Raw genomic sequence first — 15,431 nt, forward strand, 5'->3', positions numbered from 1 at the left:
GCAAGGCAGCAATCCTTGGACCAGGGTGCAACCCCAGCCGACGCCAGATCCCCAATCAACCCCGGATCATTTGTCGTCACCAATCGTTCCGTGCTCGCCATCGCCGTGCCGATGACGCTTGCCTATCTGACGACGCCGATGCTCGGCCTGGTCGACACGGCTGTCATCGGCCAGTTCGGCGATGCCGCCTTGCTTGGCGGCTTGGCGGCCGGCGCATTGATCTTCGACGTCGTCTTCACCTCTTTCAATTTCCTGCGCTCGGGCACCACCGGGCTCGTCGCACAGGCGTTTGGGCGCGGCGATGCCCTGGAGGAACAGGCGGTGTTCTGGCGCGCCGTGCTGATCGCGGTCGTCGCCGGCATCGTGCTCGCTGCCCTTGCGCCGCTGGTCGCCATCGCCGGGCAAAAGTTCATGGGCGCCGAACCGCGCGTCAGCGAGGCGATGGGCGTCTACATCAGGATCAGGCTGCTCGCGGCGCCGTTCTCGCTGATCAACTACGCCATCCTCGGCTATGTGCTGGGGCGCGGCGAGGGCGGGCTTGGGCTGATGCTGCAATTGGTGCTGAACGGCATCAACATCGCGCTCTGCTTCCTGCTTGGGTTGGAACTTGGCTGGGGTGTCGCCGGCGTGGCCTGGGCGACCGTCACCGGTGAGTTCCTGGCCATGCTGCTCGGCCTGGCGATCGTGATCCGCCGGTTCCGGGCCGCCCCATCCTTGCCGCGCCACCGCCTGCTCGACATGGCCGCCTTCCTGCGCATGATGTCGCTCAACCGCGACATCATGATCCGCTCGTTCTCGCTGCTCGCCGCCTTCGCATTGTTCACCCGCCAGGGCGCGCAGTTCGGCACGGTGACGCTGGCCGCCAACGCCGTGCTGATGAACTTCTTCCTCGTCGCCGGCTATTTCCTCGACGGCTTTGCCACCGCCGCCGAACAGCTGGCGGGCCGTGCCGTCGGCGCACGTGCCGCCGCACCGTTCCGCCAGGCCGTGCGGCTGACGCTGTTTTGGGGTTTCGGACTGGCGGGAGCCGCGACGCTGGTAATGCTGTCTGGTGGCGCCAATCTGGTCGCTCTCGTGACGATATCGGAGGAAGTCCGTTCGGTGGCCGACATCTACCTGCCATGGGCGGCATTCACGGCGCTGAGCGGTGTGCTGGCGTTCCAGATGGATGGCGTCTTCATCGGCGCGACCTGGTCCCGCGACATGCGCAACATGATGCTGCTGTCGTTCCTGGTTTTCGCGGCCGCGCTGCTGACCCTTGCGCCCGCCTTCGGCAACAATGGACTGTGGGCGGCGCTGCACGTCTTCCTGCTGGTGCGAGGCTTCAGCCTGCTGACGATCCTGCGGCTCAGGGTGCGGACGGCGTTTTAGACGGTGCCCCGGAAGGCCCTGCGCCGTCCAGGCACCGAACGGCACCTGTTCGCGATAGGAATTTTTTCTTGACTCGGTGACCTCAGCTATGGTACATTTTTGGCCATGGTGCTGATTTGCGCCAGTGGCCCGCCGCACAGGCGGGTTTTTCGTTTGATGCTCCGTCAGCCAATGCGCCGGCGAGGCTCCGAAGCAACCCGTTAAACCGAGTTCGTTGCCCTGCTGTGCGGTCGGATGCACTTGCACTTTCAGTCGATTTCCAACAGACTTGATGCACCAATTGTTCCAGGGCGAGCTTATGCGAAGCTACCTGCCATATGTCTTGGGCGCGGCGCTGGGATTGCTCGCTGCGTTCATTCTCTCCGCGGTTTCTGGCATCGGCGGCACCGCGCAGTTGCTTCTCTTCGGCGTGTTGCCTGCCATCGGCGGCGCCATTTGCGAGCGGGCCGTCAGTCGCAATCTACGCTCCTGAGAGCAGGCTCAGAGTTGCCTGGACGCCCAGAAGTCGAGGCGGCTGTCGCGCAACTCGCAAATCGACTTCAGCCGTTCCTTTTCGACGAAACGGACCATTCCGGAAAGAATACGGCCTGGCAGTGAAGGCCCGGCATAAATCATGCCGGTGTAGAGCTGGACCAGATCAGCACCCGCACGGACCTTGTCCAGCGCCGTATCGGCGGAATCGACGCCGCCGACGCCGATGATGGCGCGGTCCGGTCCGAGCAGCTTGCGCATCTTCGCCAGCACGATGGTCGAACGCTCGAACAGCGGCTTGCCGGAGAGTCCCCCGGTCTCGCGCGCGGTGTCGCTACTGCGCAACGGCGGTCGGGAGATGGTGGTGTTGGAGACGATGACGCCGTCCACCTGCTTTTCGGTGACCTCGGCGGCGATGTCCTCCAGCTCTGCCTCGACCAGATCCGGCGCGATCTTCAGGAACACTGGCGGCTGCGCCGTTGCCGTGGCGCGCGCGGCCATGACCCGCGACAAGAGCTCGCCAAGCTGCTCGCGCGCCTGCATGTTGCGCAGGCCCGGCGTGTTGGGCGAGGAGATGTTGACGGTGAGATAGCTGGCGTATTGCGCAAACCGGGCGACACCGCGCTCATAGTCGCCGATGCGGTCGCTGCTGTCCTTGTTGGCGCCGATGTTGACGCCGACGATGCCGGAGCGGCCCTTACGTGCGGCAAGGCGCTTTTCGGCCGCTGCATGGCCTTCATTGTTGAAGCCCAATCGGTTGATCACCGCATCGTCGGCAGTCAGCCGGAAGATACGCGGCTTCGGATTGCCGGCCTGCGGCAACGGCGTGATGGTACCGACCTCGGCGAAGCCAAAGCCCAGGCCAAGCAACGCGTCCGGAACCTCGGCGTTCTTGTCATAGCCGGCCGCCATGCCGAGCGGATTGGGGAAATCGAGGCCGCAGACGCTGACCTTCAGCCTGTCGTCGCGGACCGCCGGTGCACCAACCGGAACGCCGCATCGCAAGGCGGCGATTGACAGGCCATGCGCCGTTTCCGGATCGAAGGCGAACAGCAGCTTCTGGCCGAGCCGGTCGAGCACGCTCATTGCCCCTCCAGTGCCGGGAACTGGTGCACACCATCGGCGCCAAGCGGCAGTGGCCGGACCCACAGCACTGCTTTCAGGTCCAGCACGCCATACAGATGCGGAAACAGCGCGCCGCCGCGCGAGACCTCGTATCTCAGCGCAGCGCCCAGGCTGGCGCCGTCGATGGCGACCAGCAGAAGGTCCGTCTGGCCGGCAAAGTGCTTTGCCGCCGTTTCCCTGACCTGTGCTGCCGTTGAGAAATGGATGAAGCCATCGGCGACATCGATCGGCGCGCCGGTGAAGCGACCATGCGTTTCGGCCTCGCGCCAAGGCGCTTGCGGGGTTATCTTGTAGATAATCTGAGACATGGTTGCGCTATAGTCCGAACCAGCCATTCGGGAAAGGCCATGCCAAGGGTCTTCCCCATTTCCGGCGCAAACATGCGATATCTGAGGCCTTGGCCATGGAGGACAACATGCGTCTGCAGCACATCTTGATCCCCGCCGCGCTCGTTTCGCTGGTCGCGGCTTCAGCTTATTCGGAAGAGACCGACCGCTACCGCCTGGAAAAGTCCGATAGCGGCTTTGTCCGTATCGATACGCAGACCGGCGCCATGTCGATTTGCGAGGAACGTTCGGGCCAGCTCGTCTGCAAGATGGCGGCCGACGAACGCGCTGCTTTCCAGGACGAGGTCGACCGCCTGCAAACCTCGATGAAGGCGATGGACGAGCGCGTCACCAAGCTCGAGAATTCGCTCTCCGCCCGCCTCGAATCGAAACTGCCGAGCGAGGAGGATTTCAACAAGACCATGAGCTACATGGAGCGCTTCCTGCGCGGCTTCATGGGCATCGTCAAGGATATGGACAAGGACGACGGCGCCCAGAAGACCTGAGCGCTTCAACCAGGGGAGGCGGCGCGCTGGCTTTGCCGCTTGAAAACAGCGCGCAGCCCCTCATAATCGTCCAATTGAACCCGAAAAGCCAAAAATCATCGGGGATTTGGGGAGGGACATTTGCCGGCAGGCTATTCTTTCGTCATCGCCGACGATCACCCGCTGTTTCGCGGTGCGCTGCGCGAAGCGCTCGCCGGCATCGGCAACGTCGCCGCCATCCATGAAGCCGGCGATTTCGAGAGCGCCAAGGCGCTGGTCGTGGCCAACGAGGACGTCGATCTGGTGCTGCTCGACCTGTCGATGCCGGGCGCCAGCGGCCTGTCCGGCCTGGTCTCGCTGCGCGGCATCCATCCGGCGGTGCCGCTGGTCGTGGTGTCGGCGCATGACGATCCGGCGACCATCAGGCGGGCGCTCGATCTCGGCGCTTCCGGCTTTATCTCCAAGTCGGCCAGCATGGAGGAGATCCGCAGCGCGGTGCAATCGGTGCTTGCCGGCGACATCGCAGCACCAGCCGGCGTCGATCTCGGCATCGAGCGCGATCCCGAAATATCGGACCTCATCAAGCGGCTGCAGGCTCTGACGCCGCAGCAGACACGGGTGCTGGGCATGCTGGCCGAGGGCCTGCTCAACAAGCAGATCGCCTATGAACTCGGTGTATCGGAGGCTACCATCAAGGCGCATGTCTCCGCCATTCTGCAGAAGCTCGGCGTCGACAGCCGCACGCAGGCGGTGATCCTGCTGTCCAAGATCGGCAGCGATCCGCTGCAGCCGGCGGGTTGATCGCCAGGGCGCCTGTTCAATCAGAATAGTGTTCAATCAGAGCACTGAACCTCCGTCCGCCGCACCGGCCGGCCGTTGAAGCTTGCGAAACTGATGGCGGCCATGATCCAGACGCCGATCCCGCCATAGAGCATGACCCAGCCAAAGCCGTTGCGTAGCGCATCCTGGGCGACGGTCCCGGCGAGCCCGGAGATGGGGTTTCCAGCAGCGATAGCTTCGGCGAGAAGACGCAATTGGGCAGTGTCGAGGTCGGGCAGCGCATGCCCCAGATGCGCCAGCACACCGCTGGCCAGGATGAAGCCCATCACCGCGATGTTCAACGCCAATGAAACCATGCGCGCGCTCATGTCGATGCCGGAGGCCATGCCGGCGCGATCGCTCGAAACGGAACCCGTCGTCGTGTTGGTGACAGGTGTGTTGGTTATTCCCAGACCCATCCCCGCGATCAGGCAGCCGGGCAGCATCGTCAGCCAGTCCGGTTGCGCGGCGGCGCTGCCGAATTTCATCAGGATGAACCCGACGCCGATGATGACGAGGCCCGCCGGAATGATGATGCCGGGCCGATAACGCAGCGAAAAGCGCTCTGCCAACGGCGGCAGCACAAGCGTCGGCAGCGTGTAGGCAAGCAGGGCAAGGCCGGTGGAGACGGTGTCATAGCCGAGCCCGGCGTGGAACCAGATCGGCAGGTAGATCATGAAAGGCCAATAGCTGAGGTTCATCGCGGCAGAGCCGACGATGGCGCCCGAAAAGGGCCGGATCCGGAAGACCGAGAAATCGAACATCGGCCGCTGGCTGACCTTCTCGGCAATGAGGAAGGCGATGAAGCTCACTATCGAGATACCGAGGATCGCCAGCGCGGCAGGGCTGGAGAAACCCAGATCCGGCCCCTGGATGATGTAGAAAACGAGGCAGAAAACCGACGGCGACAGCGTCAGGATGCCTGCTACGTCGAGCTTGCCCGCCTGTGGATCCTTCGATTCGTGGACGCCCATCAGAGCGAGGGCGAACGCCAGCGCCGCAACCGGCACGTGGACAAGAAACACCCATTGCCAGCTCGAGACCGCGACGATGCCGCCGCCGATGATGGGGCCGAAGCCGAGGCCGGTGCCGAAGATGACGCCCCACCAGCCCCATGCGACGGCGCGTTCGCGCCCTTCCCGGAATTCATGCGACAGCACGGCAAGCTGGCAGATCAGCATCGCACCGCCGCTCAGGCCCTGCAGAAACCGGGCGACGATGAGCGTGGAGACGCTTTCGGCGACGCCGCAGATCAGGGATGTCAGGCCGAAGGCGGCGATGGCGACCAGAAAGACACGCTTGCGCCCGTAACGATCGGCGATCGTGCCGACCGCCATCAGCACCGTCGTGACCGCGATCGTATAGGCGTTCATCACCCATTGCAGTTGCTTGAAGTCGGCGTGCAGCACCTGCTCCAGTGTCGGCAGGATCGCGGGAACGCTTGAAATCTCCAGGCCGAACATCAGGCACGCCAGGCAGGCGGCAAACAGAACAATGATGCCTCGGCGGGTCACTACAGTGGGCATGGTTCAACCTCGTATTGTCGGCAGTCGGCGAATCCATTGCAGCTCGCCCGGTGCGCGTATGCCCCAGGGTAGGCGAGGCTTGATCATATTAGAATTGCATGGTTGGCTATTTCAGAGACAACAAGTGCGGATAGCTGACATGACGCTGGACGTAGACGCTGTGAAAACATTCGTCGCCATCGCCGATCTTCAGAGCTTTACGCGTGCGGCAGAGGCTCTTGGCAGCACGCAAGGGGCAATCAGCGTGAAGCTGAAGCGGCTGGAAGAGCGCGTCGGCAAGAAATTGATCGAGCGCACGCCTCGGCTGGTGCGCTTGTCGGCGCAGGGCGCGGTGTTTCTCCAGCCCGCGCGCGATTTCCTTGCCGCGCACGACCGCGCCATTGCCAGCCTGTCTTCGGTGCGCCGTCGCTTCACGCTGGGCATCGCCACCCATGTCGGAGGCGCGGAAGTCCCGACATTGCTGGCGCGGCTCAATGCGCATGACCCGGCGCTCACCATCGAAGTGCGGCTCGATGATTCGCGCGACCTGCTGGACGCTTTCGATCGCGGTGAGATCGACGCGGCGATCATCCGCCGGGAGGATGACCGGCGCGATGGTGAGGTGCTGGCGCCCGAACATTTCGGCTGGTACGCCGCGCCCGGCTTCGTCCACCGGGCCGACGAGCCGCTGCGCCTGGCGGCATCCTCGCCATCCTGCGGTATTCGTAACATCACCACCCGCGCGCTCGACGCTGTCGGAATACCATGGACGGAGGTGTTCCTCGGCTGCGGCTCCTTCGCCGTTGCCGAGGCCGTCTCGGCCGGCCTCGCAGCCTCGGTATTTTCCTGCCGGCTTGCCCCGTCCGGCACCATCGAGGTCAGCCGGAAATTCGGGCTGCCGGCGCTGCCGCCTTCCGAGATCGTGCTGCTTTCGACGCTGACGGACGCCAAGTCCCGCGAGGCGCTGAGGACGCTTGCAATGGCCTTTCGCGAGCATCGTCCGCCTGTGGCGGGCAATGCCGGACGGCCCCGGTTCCGCAGTTCCCAGATGGTCGACGGCCCGGCCTAGAGCAATTCTTGGAAAAGTGTGAAGCGGTTTTCCGTCTAGAATTGCGTTAAAACAAAGAGTTAGAGCAGATCGCCGTTTCCGTGAAACGGTGAAATGCTCTAGGACTCCAACCTCGGACACCAGGGCTGAGACCGGGCGCCTTTGATGCTATTCGGCCGCCGGTGCCAGTGGCCTGACCCTGGCCATCATCGAGCGCAATACCGCTGGTTTGAGCGGTTTGTTGATCACCGCAATCTCGAGCCCGCCGGCGGCCGTGCGCACCTCATTGGAGCGGTCTGCGGTGACCAGCACGGCCGGCAGGGTGTCACCATGGAGCGCGCGCAGCCTGACGATGATATCGAGACCGGTTTCGCCGTCGAGATGGTAGTCGGCAAGGACGATGTCCGGGCGGTGTGTCACCACGCTTTCCAGATCCTTTGAACCGGACACGGTGTCGACGTTGCAACCCCAGCCTTCGAGCAGGAGTCGCATGCCCTCTAGGATGCGGGCGTCGTTGTCGATGCACAGCACGTGCAGCCCGGCCAGCGAAGCCGTCGCGCGGGCAGGAACCCTGGCGTCGATCTCGCGTCGCGGTTCCTGCACAGCCGCCACGGGCAGGATGACGGAGAAGCGCGTGCCCTTGCCCGGATTGGAAAAGATCCGGATTTCCAGGCGCAACACCCGGGCGATGCGGTCGACGATGGAGAGGCCGAGGCCGAGGCCCTCGGCCTCGCGCACGCCTTCGTCGAGCCGGGTGAATTCGTGAAAGACGGTGTTCAGCTTGTCGCCGGCGATGCCGATGCCGGTGTCGATCACCTGGATCTCGGCCAGTTCGCCGCGCCGCCTGACGCCAACCAGCACACGGCCGTGGCGCGTGTATTTGATGGCGTTGGAGACGAGGTTCTGGATCAGGCGCCGCAACAAATTGCGATCCGTCGTCACGGTTAGCGACGACGGCATGATCGTCAGCTCGAGCTTCTTCTCGGCGGCCAGCGGTCGGAAGTCGTTGCCGATCTGGCGCAGCAATCCGTCGAGGTTGAAGGCGGTATCGTCCGGCTTCATCGCACCGGCGTCTAGGCGGGAAATGTCGAGCACGGCGCCGAGAATGGTCTCGACCGATTCCAGCGAGGATTCGATGTTGACCGCTGCCTTGCCGGCAGGCCCCTTGCCGGCCTTCTCGATCAGCGACGAGCAATAGAGCCGGGCGGCGTTCAGCGGTTGCAGGATGTCGTGGCCGGCAGCGGCAAGGAAGCGCGTCTTGCCGAGATTGGCCTCCTCGGCCAGCATCTGCGCCTGCGCCAGCTCCTCGTTGACCCGGGTCAGTTCGACGGTGCGGGTCTTGACACGCTGCTCCAGCGATTCATTGGCGCGTTTCAGCGCCAGATCCTGCTCGACGCGTCCGGAAATGTCGGCATAGGTGGCGACGATGCCGCCGTCCGGCATCGGGTTGGACCGCAGCTCCAGGATGCGGCCGCTGGTCTTCAGCTCCATCTGCCACGGGCTGACGAAGCTGGTCAGCCGGTTGAGCATGGCCACGCGCTGCTCCGCCGGAATGTCGCCGCGCTCCGAGAGATGGCGCAGGATGCTGTCGAGCGAGACGCCGACCTGGCCCATCTCGTCGGGCAGGTCGAACAGCGCCCGGTACTGGCGGTTCCAGCAGATCAGGCGGAAATCGCGGTCGAAGACGGTGATGCCTTGCTCCATCTGGTCGAGCGCGATCTGCAGCAGGTCGCGGTTGTGCTGCAGCGCCTCGGTGGCGTCGTCGAGCAAGCGGAAGGCGTCCCTGGATTCGCGGTCGTGGCGCCGAAACAGCAGCGACAGGATCAGCCGCGCCGAGGAGGAGCCGACGGCGCTGGCCAGCAACTGCTCGGAAAAGCGGATGACGTCCATACTCGCCTGCTCGTTGCCGTGCAGCGAGGTTCCGTTGGTCTTTTCGAACGACTGGAAGGAGCGCTCGGTGCGCTCGACGCCGAGATAGCGCCCGATCGTGTCCTTGAGGTCGTTGACGGTGATGGCGGTGCGGAAGCGGCGCAGGCTGGGCATCGGGCCGGCATCGCGCGGCACGAAGATCGACGCCTGGATGCGTTCCAGAGGCACCGATGCGCGCGAGAGGGAACCTAGCACAAAGAACACCGCGTTGATCGACAGGCTCCACAACACGCCGTGGTTCAGCGGTTCGGCGGCTGTGCCGAATAGAGCCTGCGGCCGCAACGCCTCGAAGCCGAACAGCCCGTGCACGATGATGCCGGTATCGGGTGCGGCAAGCGATGGAAACAACAGCGTGTAGCCCCAGACGAGGATGCCGGCGACCATGCCAAGTGCTGCACCCCGGCCATTGGCGCCGCGCCAGATCAGCCCGCCGATCAGCGCCGGCGCAAACTGTGCGACTGCCGCGAACGACATCAGGCCGATCGACGACAGCCGCGCGCTGTCGGTGCTCTCGCGATAGTAGAGGAAGGCGATGAACAGCAGGATGAAGATCGCCCCGCGCCGCACATTGAGGATGAGCGTCGACCAGTCTTCGGTCTCGGACGTCGAAGTCTTGAGCAGGCGGCGTACGAACAGCGGAATGACGAGGTCGTTGGAGATCATGATCGACAGCGCCACACTCTCGACGATCACCATCGCTGTCGCCGCCGACAGCCCGCCGATGAAAGCCGCCATCGCCAGCACGTCATGGCCGCTGAACAAGGGCAGCGACAGCACGTAGAGATCGCTGCTGGTCGCGGTGCCGACCAGCGACAGGCCGGCAAAGGCGATGGGCAGCACGAACAGGTTGATCGCCACGAGGTAGAGCGGAAACACCCATGTCGCGGTGCGCAACTCGGCCTCGCCACGGTTCTCGACGATGGTGACGTAGAACTGCCGCGGCAGCATGATGATGGCAAAGCCGCTGAGGCACGTCAGCACCAGCCAGGTGGCGAGCGAGGTGTTGTAGCTCATCGCCTGCCGAACCTGTGCATTCTGGGCGAGCTTGTCGACCATGTCGCCCGGGCCGCCGAAGATCAGGAAGGTGACCATCAGGCCGATCGCCAGGAAGGCGGCGAGCTTGACGACGGTTTCGACGGCCACCGCCAGCACCAGCCCGTCCTGGTGTTCGGTGGCGTCGGCGTGGCGTGTGCCGAACAGCACCGCAAACAGCGCCAGCAACATGGCGACGACCAGCGAGATGTCGCTGACGAAGGGATCGAAGGAGGGCGGCGATCCCGTATAGTGCTCGACCATCAGGCTGACCGAACCGGAGATCGCCTTCAACTGCAGCGCGATATAGGGCACCGCACCGATGGTGGCGATCAGCGTCGCGATCGCCGCGACGGTAAAACTCTTGCCGTAGCGGGCGCCGAGGAAGTCGGCGATCGAGGTGATTTTTTCGGCCTTGGCCAGCCGCACGATGCGGTTGAGCAGCGGAAAGCCGAACACGAACACCAGCACCGGGCCGGTATAGATGCCGAGGAATTCGAGGCCGCGCTCGGAGGAGAGGCCGACCGAACCGAAGAAGGTCCAGGACGTGCAATAGATCGCCAGGCTGAGCGCGTAGATGAAGGGCCGGGCTCGACTCGGCCCTGAAATGGCCGAGCGGCGGTCGCCCAGGCTGGCGATGGCGAACAGCAGCGTCACATAGGCGATCGCGATGATGACGATGAACAAGCCCTGCACGCCGGCAAGATCCTCCCTGTGCCGAATTTCAACCCGGCTTGCCCAGACGCAATCACAGCTTGGCTTCCGAGTCCATCACGGCTTTGGGTGCATGAAGGCCGCGGTTTCCGGGACTGCCGCCGGGTAAGGAGAAACCGGTTGCTTTCTCTTTTTTGCCGATGTTGCAACCGCAGGTTTTTGTTATGTTGCCTCAGGTCGATGCCGCAAGGACGGAAACGGCAGTTCGGCCGGTCACGACAAGGAGGGTCGAATGCTGAAAGAATTCCAAGAATTCATTTCCAAGGGCAATGTGATGGACTTGGCCGTCGGTGTCATCATCGGCGCGGCCTTCGGCAAGATCGTCGATTCCCTTGTCAACGACATCATCATGCCGATCGTCGGTGCAATTTTCGGCGGATTGGACTTCAACAACTATTTCTTCGGACTGTCCTCAGCCGTCAACGCGACCTCGCTGGCGGACGCCAAGAAGCAGGGCGCGGTCTTTGCCTATGGCAGCTTCATCACCGTGGCGCTGAACTTCCTCATCCTCGCTTTCATCATCTTCCTGATGGTCAAGGCGGTGAACAACATGCGCAAGCGGCTTGAGCGCGAGAAGCCCGCTGCACCGGCCGCTCCGCCGCCCGCCGACGTCGCGCTGCTCACTGAAATTCGCGATCTGCTCGCCAGGCGCTGACCACGGGCGGCATTTGCTGGACCAAAACCCCGGTCGTTCGCGGCCGGGGTTTTCTGTTTTCGCATCTGGTAAGGACCGCTGACGAAAACCGCAGATCAAAACGGACCCGCCAATGACCCTGATCGACAGCTTGCGTACCGAGGCCCGTGCGGCACCCGAAAGCGGCATTGTCGCCGTCGTCAATTACGGCCGCCTGCGCGAAGGCATGATTCCGCTCTGGGCCGGCGAGGGCGACCTGCCGACGCCAGCCTTCATCACCGATGCCGCGTCGAAGGCGCTGGCCGGCGGCGAGACATTCTACACCTGGCAAAGGGGCATCCCCGATCTCAGGCAGGCGCTCTCCCGATACTATGCCAGGCATTTCGGCAAGACCTTCCCGGAGGAAGAATTCATCGTCACCGGCTCCGGCATGCATGCCATCCAGCTGGCGCTCGACGCGCTCGCCGGCGTGGGCGACGAGGTGGTTTATCTGTCGCCGGCCTGGCCGAATTTCGATGCCGCGGCAGCGATAGCGGGAGCCATTCCAGTCGCGGTCACGCTCGATCATTCCGGCAATGGCTGGTCCTGCGACGTCGAGAAGATCGCGGCTTCGATCACGCCGCGCACAAAGGCGCTGTTCATCAACACGCCGTCGAACCCAACCGGCTGGACCGCCGATCATGAGACCTTGCAGGCCATCCTCAATCTGGCACGCGCGAAAAACCTCTGGATCATCGCCGACGAGATCTATTCGCTTTTCCACTATGGCCACGGCCGCGCGCCGTCCTTCCTCGACATCGCGTCGGCGGAAGACCGCATCCTGTACGTCAACTCCTTCTCCAAGAACTGGGCGATGACCGGCTGGCGCGTCGGCTGGATCAAGACGCATCCGAGCTTGCAGCAGGTGTTCGAGAACCTGATCCAGTATTCGAACTCCGGCGTCGCCCAGTTCATGCAGCGCGGCGCGGCCGCCGCCCTTGACGAGGGCGATGCCTTCGTTGCCGAACAGGTGGAGCGGGCGCGCAAGGCGCGCGACCTTGTCTGCGGCATTCTCGGCGCCACCGGCCGCGCCCGGTTCACGGTGCCGCAGGGCGCGTTCTATCTGTTTTTCACTGTCGACGGCATCACCGATTCACGCACCGCTGCCTTCGACATTGTCGACAAGGCCAATGTCGGCCTGGCGCCAGGCACCGCTTTCGGCCCCGGCGGCGAGGCGTTTTTGCGGTTGTGTTTCCACCGCCGCCTCGATCAGGTCGAGGAAGCGGCACACCGGCTGGCGAAGTGGATGAAGGTAGTTTGAGCCGTCAACGAAGCGCGGATTGAAAATCGCTCCGGCGAGCCAGATAGCCGCCGGAGTAGAGTTTCAAACGGCTTCAGCCACCTGACTTGGGGACCAGCAGGGGAATGATGCGGTCGCTTTTGGCCACCGAAGGCCGCCCGGCGGAGCCATAGGGGATGCCGAGCGCATCCCAGGTCTCGACCAGCGCATCCTGCAATTCGGCGATCAGTGCATCGGAATGGAACGGCGTCGGCGTGATGCGCAGCCGCTCGGTGCCGCGCGGCACGGTCGGGTAGTTGATCGGCTGGATGTAGATGCCGTGCACGCCGAGCAGGCGGTCGCTGGCCATCTTGCAGGCCTCGGGATCGCCGACCAGCAGCGGCACGATGTGGGTCGGCGAGTCCATCACCGGCAGGCCGGCGGCCGACAGGATCTGCTTGGTTCGGCTCGCCTGCTGCTGCTGGGCGTCGCGCTCGGCCTGCGAGCGCTTGAGATGGCGGATCGACGCGGTCGCGGCAGCCGCGATCGCCGGCGGCAGTGCCGTGGTGAAGATGAAGCCCGGCGCATAGGAACGCACGGCGTCGATCACGGCGCTGGTGCCGGTGATGTAGCCGCCCAGCGTGCCGAACGCCTTGGCCAGCGTGCCTTCGATGATGTCGATGCGGTCGGCCAGGCCTTCGCGCTCGGTGATGCCGCCGCCGCGCGGCCCGTACATGCCGACGGCATGGACCTCGTCGATATAGGTCATGGCGTTGTAGCGCTCGGCGAGCTCGACGATCTCTTTGATCGGCGCGATGTCGCCATCCATCGAGTAGACGCTTTCGAAGACGATCAGCTTGGCGCGTTCGCGTCCAGCCGCCTGCAAAAGGCTTTCCAGATGCGCGACGTCGTTGTGGCGGAAGATCTTCTTCTCGGCGCCGGAACGCCGCACGCCTTCGATCATCGAGGCGTGGTTCAGTTCGTCCGAGATGATCAGGCAGTTGGGCAAAAGCTTCGCGATGGTCGAGATCGAGGCTTCGTTGGAGACGAAACCGGAGGTGAAGACCAGTGCCGCTTCCTTGTCGTGCAGGTCGGCAAGCTCCACCTCGAGCTCGACCAGCGGGTTCGACGTGCCGGAAATGTTGCGGGTGCCGCCGGCGCCCGAACCCATCTTGCCAGCGGTATTCTGGAACGCGGCGATGACGTCGGGATGCTGGCCCATGCCGAGATAGTCGTTGGAGCACCAGACGGTGATTTCCTCGGCGCGGCCATTGGAACGCCAGATGGCGCGCGGGAACTTGCCCGCGATCCGCTCCAGGTCGGCGAAAACGCGGTAGCGACGCTCGGCATGGAGCTGGTCGATCGCTTCCTCGAAGAACCGCTGATAGTTCATATAGGCTTCCCAATTTTTGCGCGGGATCATAATCATTGGCCTGTTGGTCGTCCACCTGGCCTTTTTGGTCAAAATGCCACGCCCCGGACCTGTTCCTAACGATCACGGATCGTGGCCTATTCCCTTGATGTGGATCAACTTTGTTTCAGGACGATGCCCCTAGCCGGCGATGCCGGTTACCACGGTTTCAATGGTTATGCGGCGGGCTTTCCAGTAGAGCGGGGGTTGAGACAGTTTCCGATAAATCTTGGATAAGCGAGGACGCGGATGACGGTTTTGGTTACAGGCGGTGCCGGTTATATCGGCAGCCACATGGTCTGGGAGTTGCTTGATGCCGGCGAGAGCGTGGTCGTCCTCGATCGCCTTTCCACCGGTTTTGAATGGGCGGTGGCGCCGGAGGCGAAGCTGGTCGTCGGCGACGTCGCCGACAGGGAATTGGTCGGCTCGGTCATCAGGGAGAACAAGGTCGACGCGATCATTCATTTCGCCGGCTCGATCGTGGTTCCGGAATCGGTCGCCGACCCGCTCAGCTACTACGAGAACAACACCTCGAAGACGCGCACGCTGATCGAAACCGCGGTGCGCGAAGGCGTGCCCAATTTCATTTTTTCATCGACCGCCGCCGTCTATGGCGGGGCCGGGCTGGAGCCGGTGCGCGAGGACGCCCGCCTGTCGCCGGAATCGCCCTATGGCCTGTCCAAGCTGATGAGTGAGTGGATGCTGCGCGACGCGTCGATCGCGCATGGCCTGCGCTATACCGCGCTGCGCTACTTCAACGTCGCCGGCGCCGACCCGAAGGGCCGCACCGGCCAGTCGACGCCGGGCGCCACCCATCTGATCAAGGTCGCCTGCGAGACGGCACTTGGCAAGCGGCCGTTCATGCAGGTGTTCGGCACCGATTATCCGACGCCGGACGGCACCTGCATGCGCGACTACATCCATGTCAGCGACCTGGCGGCGGCGCATCGCCTGGCCTTGCAGCGGCTGCGTGCCGGGGGACAAAGCCTCGTCGCCAATTGCGGCTACAGCCATGGCTACTCGGTGCTCGAGGTCATCGACAGCGTGCGCCGCGCCTTCGGCCATGATTTCGAGGTGAAGATGGGCGATCGCCGTCCCGGCGACGCCGCGGCGGTGGTCGCCAATTCGGATCTCGCCCGCGCTGAACTCGGCTGGACCCCGCAACGCGACGATCTCGACCAGATCGTCGCCGACGCGCTCGCCTGGGAGCGCATCTTGACCGGCAAGAACTCCGCGCGCGGCTGAGCCGGGTTCTCCCAAGGGCTCGCAAGGCGGGCAGCGAAGCGCTATTGAAGGCGTTCGC

Annotated in this window: 13 protein-coding genes; 8 read left to right on the forward strand and 5 right to left on the reverse strand. The window is 63.9% G+C overall.

Annotated elements, in window-relative coordinates; translation table 11 throughout:
* The first annotated feature begins 15 nt into the window (after positions 1-15).
* Both AC0L24_RS13425 and AC0L24_RS13430 read left to right on the forward strand, forming a co-directional pair.
* Positions 16-1,371: an MATE family efflux transporter gene (locus tag AC0L24_RS13425; RefSeq protein ID WP_127807923.1), complete on the forward strand. Its 1,356-nt coding sequence runs from the start codon at positions 16-18 to the stop codon at positions 1,369-1,371.
* A gap of 271 nt (positions 1,372-1,642) precedes the next feature.
* Positions 1,643-1,843, forward strand: coding sequence for a hypothetical protein (locus AC0L24_RS13430; protein ID WP_127408637.1), 201 nt, complete (start codon positions 1,643-1,645; stop codon positions 1,841-1,843).
* Between the two features lie 8 nt (positions 1,844-1,851).
* Here AC0L24_RS13430 and AC0L24_RS13435 read toward each other — a convergent pair whose 3' ends face one another.
* The gene (locus AC0L24_RS13435; protein WP_127807922.1) at positions 1,852-2,928 is read right to left on the reverse strand and encodes a quinone-dependent dihydroorotate dehydrogenase; all 1,077 of its coding nucleotides are present in this window, start codon (positions 2,926-2,928) and stop codon (positions 1,852-1,854) included.
* Positions 2,925-3,275 (reverse strand): DUF952 domain-containing protein, encoded by a 351-nt coding sequence (locus AC0L24_RS13440; RefSeq protein WP_164873710.1) that lies wholly within the window; start codon positions 3,273-3,275, stop codon positions 2,925-2,927. The genes AC0L24_RS13435 and AC0L24_RS13440 overlap by 4 nt, the downstream gene beginning before the upstream one ends.
* A 107-nt stretch (positions 3,276-3,382) precedes the next feature.
* Here AC0L24_RS13440 and AC0L24_RS13445 point away from each other — a divergent pair, with 107 nt between their 5' ends.
* Both AC0L24_RS13445 and AC0L24_RS13450 read left to right on the forward strand, forming a co-directional pair.
* The gene (locus tag AC0L24_RS13445) at positions 3,383-3,799 is read left to right on the forward strand and encodes a hypothetical protein (protein WP_127266720.1); all 417 of its coding nucleotides are present in this window, start codon (positions 3,383-3,385) and stop codon (positions 3,797-3,799) included.
* A gap of 120 nt (positions 3,800-3,919) precedes the next feature.
* Positions 3,920-4,579, forward strand: coding sequence for a response regulator transcription factor (locus AC0L24_RS13450; protein ID WP_023813893.1), 660 nt, complete (start codon positions 3,920-3,922; stop codon positions 4,577-4,579).
* A 32-nt stretch (positions 4,580-4,611) separates the two neighbouring features.
* Here the strand turns inward: AC0L24_RS13450 and AC0L24_RS13455 are convergent, their stop codons facing one another.
* Positions 4,612-6,123, reverse strand: a complete 1,512-nt coding sequence (locus AC0L24_RS13455) for an MFS transporter (RefSeq protein ID WP_127807920.1) — start codon at positions 6,121-6,123, stop codon at positions 4,612-4,614.
* A 139-nt stretch (positions 6,124-6,262) separates the two neighbouring features.
* Here AC0L24_RS13455 and AC0L24_RS13460 point away from each other — a divergent pair, with 139 nt between their 5' ends.
* The gene (locus AC0L24_RS13460; protein ID WP_164873709.1) at positions 6,263-7,171 is read left to right on the forward strand and encodes a LysR substrate-binding domain-containing protein; all 909 of its coding nucleotides are present in this window, start codon (positions 6,263-6,265) and stop codon (positions 7,169-7,171) included.
* 147 nt (positions 7,172-7,318) lie between these two features.
* Here AC0L24_RS13460 and AC0L24_RS13465 read toward each other — a convergent pair whose 3' ends face one another.
* Positions 7,319-10,807, reverse strand: a complete 3,489-nt coding sequence (locus AC0L24_RS13465; RefSeq protein WP_473563793.1) for a PAS domain-containing hybrid sensor histidine kinase/response regulator — start codon at positions 10,805-10,807, stop codon at positions 7,319-7,321.
* Positions 10,808-11,057: 250 nt separating this feature from the next.
* Here AC0L24_RS13465 and mscL point away from each other — a divergent pair, with 250 nt between their 5' ends.
* Positions 11,058-11,480, forward strand: a complete 423-nt coding sequence (gene mscL, locus AC0L24_RS13470; RefSeq protein ID WP_027038576.1) for a large conductance mechanosensitive channel protein MscL — start codon at positions 11,058-11,060, stop codon at positions 11,478-11,480.
* A 112-nt stretch (positions 11,481-11,592) separates the two neighbouring features.
* Positions 11,593-12,759: a pyridoxal phosphate-dependent aminotransferase gene (locus AC0L24_RS13475; protein WP_127399275.1), complete on the forward strand. Its 1,167-nt coding sequence runs from the start codon at positions 11,593-11,595 to the stop codon at positions 12,757-12,759.
* 73 nt (positions 12,760-12,832) lie between these two features.
* Here AC0L24_RS13475 and hemA read toward each other — a convergent pair whose 3' ends face one another.
* Positions 12,833-14,110, reverse strand: a complete 1,278-nt coding sequence (gene hemA, locus AC0L24_RS13480) for a 5-aminolevulinate synthase (protein WP_127270796.1) — start codon at positions 14,108-14,110, stop codon at positions 12,833-12,835.
* A 267-nt stretch (positions 14,111-14,377) separates the two neighbouring features.
* On the opposite strand from hemA, the gene galE reads away from it, so the two are divergent.
* A complete protein-coding gene (galE, locus tag AC0L24_RS13485) occupies positions 14,378-15,373 on the forward strand; it encodes a UDP-glucose 4-epimerase GalE (RefSeq protein WP_127320762.1) in 996 nt (331 codons plus the stop codon).
* Positions 15,374-15,431 lie beyond the last annotated feature (58 nt).

The sequence above is a fragment of the Mesorhizobium sp. WSM4809 genome, assembly GCF_055811655.1.